Raw genomic sequence first — 7874 nt, 5'->3', positions numbered from 1 at the left:
TGAGGTAGATAGGTTCGAGGTGGAAGTGTGGTGACACATGGAGCTGACGAATACTAATCGATCGAGGACTTAACCAAAAAAGTTTGAACAATCAATGCACCGTTTATCCAGTTTTGAAAGAATAATTTCTTTTAACTAAATAAGTCTAGTGATGATGGCAAAGAGGTCACACCCGTTCCCATACCGAACACGGAAGTTAAGCTCTTTAGCGCCGATGGTAGTTGGGGGCTTCCCCCTGTGAGAGTAGGACGTCGCTAGGCAATGAAAACAGTCAGCTGAGTGCTGGCTGTTTTTTTATGAAAAACCTTGATAATTTATCAATAATTCAACAAAACTTGCTTAAAATAAGACAGAGCTTACCTAACATTTATACTAAATGTAGAAGAAATTAAAAAAAGCTATATTTTCCTTAGGGTAAAAAAGGGTAAAAAGACTATCAGTGTTGCTACCCCGAAAAATCTGAATTGTCTTTCTTTTATAAGTTTCTTGACAGTAGCTTAGCACGTTGTTAATCTTACAATTAATATTCTTTTAACTATAGGAGGACGTTACGAAAATGTGGGAAACTAAATTTGCCAAAGAAGGTTTAACTTTTGATGATGTATTATTAGTACCAGCGCATTCAGAAGTATTACCGAAAGATGTTGATTTATCAGTTCAACTAACACCGAAGATTAAATTAAATATTCCAATGGTCAGCGCAGGCATGGATACAGTTACAGAGTCTAAAATGGCAATTGCTATGGCACGTCAAGGTGGTATCGGTATTATTCATAAGAACATGTCGATCGATGAGCAAGCTGAGCAAGTAGAAAAAGTAAAACGTTCTGAAAATGGTGTTATTACAAACCCATTCTTCTTAACTCCAACTCACCAAGTTTTCGATGCTGAGCATTTAATGGGCAAATACCGAATTTCTGGTGTACCAATTGTTGATAGTATGGAAAACCAAAAGTTAGTAGGGATCATTACAAACCGCGACTTACGTTTCATTTCTGACTATTCTTTAAAAATTGAAGATGTTATGACAAAAGAAGATTTAATTACAGCTCCTGTTGGAACGACTCTAGAGGATGCTGAAAAGATTCTTCAACAATATAAAATCGAAAAGCTTCCAATTGTAGATGAAGAAGGTAAATTAACTGGATTAATTACAATTAAGGATATTGAGAAGGTAATTGAGTTCCCTAACGCTGCAAAAGACGTACATGGTCGTTTATTAGTAGGAGCAGCAGTTGGTGTTTCAAAAGATACGATGATACGTATTGAAAAGCTTGTTGAAGCACAAGTAGACATCGTAGTAATCGATACAGCTCACGGTCATTCTGAGGGTGTATTACAAACGATTCGCTCGATCCGTGAATCTTATCCAGAGCTTGAAATTATCGCTGGTAACGTGGCAACTGCTGATGGTGCACGTTCATTATTTGAGGCTGGTGCGGATGTAGTGAAGGTTGGTATTGGACCAGGATCTATTTGTACTACACGTGTCGTAGCTGGTGTAGGTGTACCACAAATTACAGCTGTTTATGATTGTGCAACAGTAGCTCGTGAGCTTGGTAAAGCAATTATTGCTGATGGAGGCATTAAATACTCAGGAGACATCGTTAAAGCTCTAGCAGCTGGTGGTAACGTTGTAATGCTTGGTTCACTTCTTGCAGGTACTTCTGAATCTCCTGGTGAAACTGAAATCTTCCAAGGTCGTCGCTTCAAGGTTTACCGTGGTATGGGTTCAATTGGAGCTATGGAAAAAGGTTCAAAAGATCGTTACTTCCAAGAGGACGCGAAAAAATTAGTACCAGAGGGTATTGAAGGTCGTCTTCCTTACAAAGGACCTCTAGCGGATACTATTTATCAACTAATCGGTGGTATTCGTGCAGGTATGGGTTATTGCGGTTCAGCTAACCTTGAGTTCTTACGTGAAAATGCTCAATTTGTTCGTATGACAGGTGCAGGTCTACGTGAATCACATCCACATGATGTACAAATCACAAAAGAATCACCAAACTATTCGATGTAATATATTACTAGCAACTTTTATGCTCTCGAATCGTCTACAAAGATGACACGAGAGCATTTTTTTATGATAGAGATTGCGCACGGACATTACTATATATGATAAAATGTCGAGGACAAGATTATTTTTTTGGAGGGCTTTAAAGGTGAAAAAGACAATGAACACTGTCATTCGCTTACTCCTAATTCCTGTTTTGTTATTTAGTGTTTTAGCAGGTATTCCGGCGAAAGCAAATGCAGAAACAGATTTAGGACTACACGTGGATGCTGCAATTTTAATTGACGCAGATTCAGGAAAAATTTTATATGAACAAAATGCAGATACTTCACTAGGTATTGCAAGTATGACAAAAATGATGACTGAATACCTGTTATTGGATGCAATTGATGCAGGTACAGTTAAATGGGATCAAGAATATCACGTAACTGATTATACGTACAAAATGTCTCAAAACCGTGCATTAAGTAACGTACCATTGCGTAGAGATGGAACTTACAAAATTAAAGAATTATATGAAGCAATGGCAATTTACTCTGCAAATGCTGCTACAGTCGCTATTGCAGAAACAATTGCAGGTACTGAAACTGAGTTTCTAAAGCTAATGAATAAAAAGGCAGAAGAGCTTGGTCTTAAAGGCTATAAATTCGTAAACTCTACTGGTCTTAACAATGCAGATTTATTTGGTATGCAGCCAGCTGGTACTGGACCAAATGATGAAAACGTAATGCCTGCTAAATCTGTAGCTAAATTAGCATATCATTTACTAAAAGATCATCCAGACGTGTTAAAAACGTCTAAAATTGCAGAAAAGAAGTTCCGTGAAGGTACAGATGATAGCATCGACATGGTAAACTGGAACTATATGTTGCCGGAATTAGCGTACAAATATGAAGGCGTTGACGGATTAAAAACAGGTACAACAGACTTTGCGGGTCATTGCTTTACAGGTACAGCAGAGCGCAATGGTACACGTTTAATTTCTGTAGTTATGAAGGCTGTAGGAGAGGATCCAAAAAAAGCGCGCTTCGATGAAACGGCTAAATTGTTTAACTATGGTTTCTCACAATTCTCGAAACAAGAAATTATTCCTGCAAACTATAAGTTTAAAGATCAAGAAACAATAAAAGTTACAAAAGGTAAAGAAAACAAAGCAGCGATTGCTGTTAAAGAACCAGTTTCATTTATGGTCAAGTCATCTGAGAAAGATTTATATAAACCTAAACTAGTTTTAGATAAAAAGAGTCTTGAAGCAGAGGTTAAAAAGGATACAGTTGTCGGAAAGTTAGTTCTTGAACGCTCAGAAGGCACAGATTACGGTTTTATTGACGGTAAGGACCTTAAAGCTGATGTTGTCACTACAGAGGCTGTAGAGCGTGCTGGTGGCATCTCATTATTCTTCCAAGGTGTTGGTAGCTTCTTCGGGAACTTATGGAATGGTATTACTGACTTTGTTGGTGGCTTATTTTAATAATTAATTTAAAGAACACGTAGATGTTTTCAAACATCTCGTGTTCTTTTTCACGTTTTTTCGCTCTACTGCATACGCTATTAGGCGAAAGGATGTGGCTAAATGTGTGGCATTACAGGATGGGCTAGCTTTCAAAAGGATTTAAGAACAAGTAACGACATTTTAAAGTTAATGACGCAAACGTTAAATAAACGAGGGCCAGATGATGAAAATATTTGGTGTAGTGAGCATATTGCATTTGGCCATCGTCGGCTAGCCGTCATAGATTTAATCGGTGGGAAGCAACCGATGCAGAAAGAATATGATGGTGCAAACTACGTCATTACATATAATGGCGAGCTTTATAATACAGAAGAATTAAGGAAAGAGCTGCAAAATCGAGGGCATCTTTTTAAAACACATTCAGATACGGAAGTATTATTAACGGCTTATATTGAATGGAAAGAACAGTGTGTTGATTTTTTAAATGGAATTTTCGCTTTTGGTATATGGGATGAACAATCACAATCTCTGTTTTTATGCAGAGACCGGCTAGGTGTAAAGCCTTTATTTTACACAGAACAACAAGACGGCTTACTTTTTGCATCCGAAGTGAAAGCATTATTAGCTCACCCACTGATTAAAACAACCATTAATACGGATGGGCTAGCAAATATTATGGCTGTTGGACCGTCTAGAATGCCCGGAAAGTCACCTTTTCAGAATATTAGTGAGCTACGTCCAGGATATGCAATGCGTTTCTCTAGAGAGGGTATACGGGTTTGGCAGTATTGGCAGTTACAGAGTAAACATCATGAAGAGTCATTAGGGGAGACAGTCGATCATGTACGTTTTTTACTAACGGATGCTATTGAACGACAGCTTGTTTCAGACGTACCGATCTGTACATTTCTTTCAGGAGGATTAGATTCCAGCATTATTACGGGCATTGCTGCAAACATGTTTCAGCATCAAAATAAAGGCAAACTCCATACGTACTCTATAGACTATGAAGATAATGAACGTTTTTTTAACCCACATGCTTTTCAAACATCCACAGATACGTATTGGATTCAAAAAATGACAGATACCTTTAGTACAACACACCATGCGGAGGAAATTTCCCAACAGCAATTAATCGATTTCTTAATAGAATCTGTCATCGTTAGAGATTCACCGGGGATGGCAGATGTAGATTCATCATTATTATGGTTTTGTCGAGAAATTAAAAAGGATTTTACCGTTGCACTATCAGGTGAATGTGCAGATGAAATTTTCGGTGGCTATCCATGGTTTACAGAAACGACTACAGGTTTTCCATGGATTCGTTCACTGTCTGAAAGATCGACTATGTTACAAGAGCGATGGCGTAAGAAATTAAAAGTTGAATCATATGCACAACAGGCTTATTCACAAACAATTGCTGAAGTACCATATCTTGACGGAGAGAGTATTGAGGAAGTAAGGCAGCGAGAAATGTTTTATTTGAATATGGTATGGTTTATGCAAACATTGCTGGAACGAAAAGACCGTATGAGTATGGGGGCGAGTCTTGAAGTTCGAGTGCCGTTTGCAGATCATCGTCTTGTGGAATATACGTGGAATATTCCTTGGGAAATGAAAAATTTAGATGGTATGGAGAAGGGTTTACTTCGTAAAGCAATGCAACATTTATTGCCAGAAGAAGTGTTATATCGGAAAAAGAATCCGTATCCTAAAACGTATCATCCCGTTTATACAGCGGGCGTTCAAAAATGGCTCAGAGACATAATAGAGGACAAAAATTCAATTCTCCATGAATTATTTGAACGGCAGAAGCTAATAGAGCTAATTGAATCAGGTGGCAGTTCTTTTAAAGTTCCTTGGTACGGACAATTAATGGCTGGTCCACAGCTTTTAGCTTATTTAGGTCAAATTCATACATGGTTTGAGCTTTATAATATCCAGCTAATTGAATCATAAGAATGAAGATAAAAGAAACACCAAGCAACCTTTTAACGTGAGGTTGCTTGGTGTTTTTTCTGTATATCCCAACAGTTCATTAGCTTTTCGATAGAAGCTTCAATTTCATGTACAGGTATGCCTCCAAAGCCTAGTAAAAATTGAGCTTTTGAGGGTGAGGAGTGATCCAGGCGGTAATCAGATAGTGGATAGATTCTGATTTCCGCATTGGAAGCAAGCTGCTGTAATTGCTTTTCAGACAAAGTATGTTGTACATCGAGTAAAATATGCATTCCTGCTTGCTCACCAGTGATGTTAATTTGATTAGAATAGTTTTCTAAAATAGAAGTAAGTTTTTCATGTTTTTTTCGATAAATCTTTCTCATTCGATTTAAATGCTTTGCAAAATGGCCGTCACGCATAAAATTAGCTACAATATGTTGATCGAAACGAGGTACGGTTGATGAATAGTAATTAAATACATCATTATAAGCAACAAGTAATTTTGGTGGAAGTACAAAATAAGCGACACGCAAGGACGGCATTAACGATTTTGTAAATGTACTCATATAGATTACTTTATCATTTCGATCTAACGCATGAAGTGCAGGAATTGGTTTTCCAGTATAACGAAATTCAGAATCATAATCATCTTCAATAATGTATCGAGAGGAGCTTTGTGAGGCCCAATTTAAAGCTTGTGCACGTCTTGTAGCCGATAATACTGCTCCTGTAGGGAACTGGTGAGATGGCGTGATATAAACAACGTCAGCGCTAGTTTTTTCGAGCTCATGAATGATAATCCCTTCATCATCGACCGCAATTGGATAGACTTTTCGTTTATGCTGGGAAAACATACGATGCACAGCTGGATACCCAGGGTTTTCAAGGGCAAAGCAAGTATTGTCACTAAAGAGTCGCAAAATCATTGGTAGAAGCTGTTCTGTTCCTGAACCGATGACAATTTGCTCGGGACTACAAACAACCCCGCGTGATTGAAATAAATAATTAGCAATCTCCGTTCGCAAAGATAGTTCTCCCTGAGGCTCACCTGTTAATAATAATTCCTTTGAGGCATCATCAAAGAGCTCTTTCGCGTATTTCCGCCATGTTTGAAAAGGGAAGGCATCAATATCTATGGAACCAGGATTGAAATCTATCTTGTACGATTTTTTCTTAGGTTGTTCGTTTAATGAAGTTATTGTGTCCTGCTGAATATACGGAAGCTCGTCAATTTCCTCTACAAAATAACCGACACGGGATTTAGACATAATATACCCTTCAGCAAGAAGCTGTGCATATGCAATTTCAATAGTTGTTTGAGAAATATTCAAAAAATCGGCTAATTTTCTTTTTGATGGTAATTTTTCTCCTACTGCGATTTTCTTTGAAATAATAGCTTCTTTAATGCCGCTATAAAGCTGGTCATAGAGCGGTTTTTCACCATTTTTTTCTAGTTGGAATAAAAGCATGTCCATGTTCATTAATCCTCCTGACCTTATGGTTATTTTATAAACTGGATATTTTTATATGGTCAATTTCGATTATACTAAATTTCATCATAAAGGTGGAGGTTAGAAATCATGAGACAAACAGGTACAGAATTAGTTAAGCGCGGGATGGCGGAAATGCAAAAGGGTGGCGTCATTATGGATGTTATTAATGCGGAGCAGGCGAAAATTGCGGAAGCGGCAGGAGCTGTAGCTGTCATGGCATTAGAACGAGTACCATCAGACATTCGTAAGGCGGGTGGTGTTGCACGTATGGCGGATCCTCGTATTGTCGAGGAGGTTATGGGGGCTGTATCCATTCCCGTAATGGCTAAAGCACGTATTGGACATATTGTAGAAGCAAGAGTGTTAGAAGCGATGGGTGTCGATTATATTGATGAAAGTGAAGTATTAACTCCAGCAGATGAAGAGTTTCATTTATTAAAAAGTGATTACACAGTACCATTTGTTTGTGGGTGCCGTGATTTAGGTGAAGCTGCTCGACGCATAGGTGAGGGGGCTTCCATGTTACGAACTAAAGGGGAACCGGGGACAGGTAATATTGTTGAGGCAGTTCGTCATATGCGTAAAGTGAACGCGCAAGTACGTAAGGTAGTTGGTATGACAGAGGACGAATTAATGACAGAGGCTAAATTACTTGGTGCTCCTTTTGAATTATTAAGAGAAATTAAGCGTCTTGGCCGTTTACCAGTAGTGAATTTTGCAGCAGGTGGAGTTGCTACGCCAGCTGATGCAGCATTAATGATGGAGCTTGGAGCTGACGGTGTATTTGTTGGTTCTGGTATTTTTAAATCAGAGAACCCAGAGAAATTTGCCCGTGCAATTGTTGAGGCTACTACGCATTATAAGGACTACAAGCTAATTGCCGAAATTTCAAAAGAGCTAGGTGTTCCGATGAAAGGCATCGATATTGCACAGCTTAGCCAAAATGAGCGTATGCAAGAGCGAGGCTGGTAAG

Annotated in this window: 5 protein-coding genes and 1 rRNA gene; 5 read left to right on the top strand and 1 reads right to left on the bottom strand. The window is 38.4% G+C overall.

The genetic code is table 11. The annotated features are described in order from the left end of the window. Nucleotides 1-144 precede the first annotated feature (144 nt). From rrf to asnB, 4 genes are all read left to right on the top strand, one after another. Nucleotides 145-260 (top strand): 5S ribosomal RNA (rrf, locus tag ACYQ73_RS27660). 296 nt (nt 261-556) lie between these two features. Then, nucleotides 557-2020, top strand: coding sequence for an IMP dehydrogenase (gene guaB, locus ACYQ73_RS27655; protein WP_460015387.1), 1464 nt, complete (start codon nt 557-559; stop codon nt 2018-2020). 142 nt (nt 2021-2162) lie between these two features. Beyond that, nucleotides 2163-3485 (top strand): D-alanyl-D-alanine carboxypeptidase family protein, encoded by a 1323-nt coding sequence (locus tag ACYQ73_RS27650; RefSeq protein ID WP_460015386.1) that lies wholly within the window; start codon nt 2163-2165, stop codon nt 3483-3485. A 102-nt stretch (nt 3486-3587) separates the two neighbouring features. Continuing rightward, on the top strand, nt 3588-5426 hold the full coding sequence (asnB, locus tag ACYQ73_RS27645; RefSeq protein ID WP_460015385.1) for an asparagine synthase (glutamine-hydrolyzing): 1839 nt from the start codon (nt 3588-3590) through the stop codon (nt 5424-5426). Nucleotides 5427-5458: 32 nt separating this feature from the next. Here asnB and pdxR read toward each other — a convergent pair whose 3' ends face one another. Then, a complete protein-coding gene (pdxR, locus tag ACYQ73_RS27640; RefSeq protein WP_460015384.1) occupies nt 5459-6883 on the bottom strand; it encodes a MocR-like pyridoxine biosynthesis transcription factor PdxR in 1425 nt (474 codons plus the stop codon). A 105-nt stretch (nt 6884-6988) separates the two neighbouring features. Between pdxR and pdxS the strand changes: the two genes are divergently transcribed. Further along, on the top strand, nt 6989-7873 hold the full coding sequence (gene pdxS, locus ACYQ73_RS27635; RefSeq protein WP_460015383.1) for a pyridoxal 5'-phosphate synthase lyase subunit PdxS: 885 nt from the start codon (nt 6989-6991) through the stop codon (nt 7871-7873). Nucleotide 7874 lies beyond the last annotated feature (1 nt).

Source organism: Lysinibacillus sp. CTST325, from assembly GCF_054665055.1.
This window is presented reverse-complemented; position numbering and strand designations above follow the sequence as displayed.

Coding starts and splice junctions, on each gene's coding strand:
- guaB (WP_460015387.1), top strand. CDS start 557: ATGTGGGAAACTAAATTTGCCAAAGAAGGTTTAACTTTTGATGATGTA.
- asnB (WP_460015385.1), top strand. CDS start 3,588: ATGTGTGGCATTACAGGATGGGCTAGCTTTCAAAAGGATTTAAGAACA.
- pdxR (WP_460015384.1), bottom strand. CDS start 6,883: ATGGACATGCTTTTATTCCAACTAGAAAAAAATGGTGAAAAACCGCTC.
- pdxS (WP_460015383.1), top strand. CDS start 6,989: ATGAGACAAACAGGTACAGAATTAGTTAAGCGCGGGATGGCGGAAATG.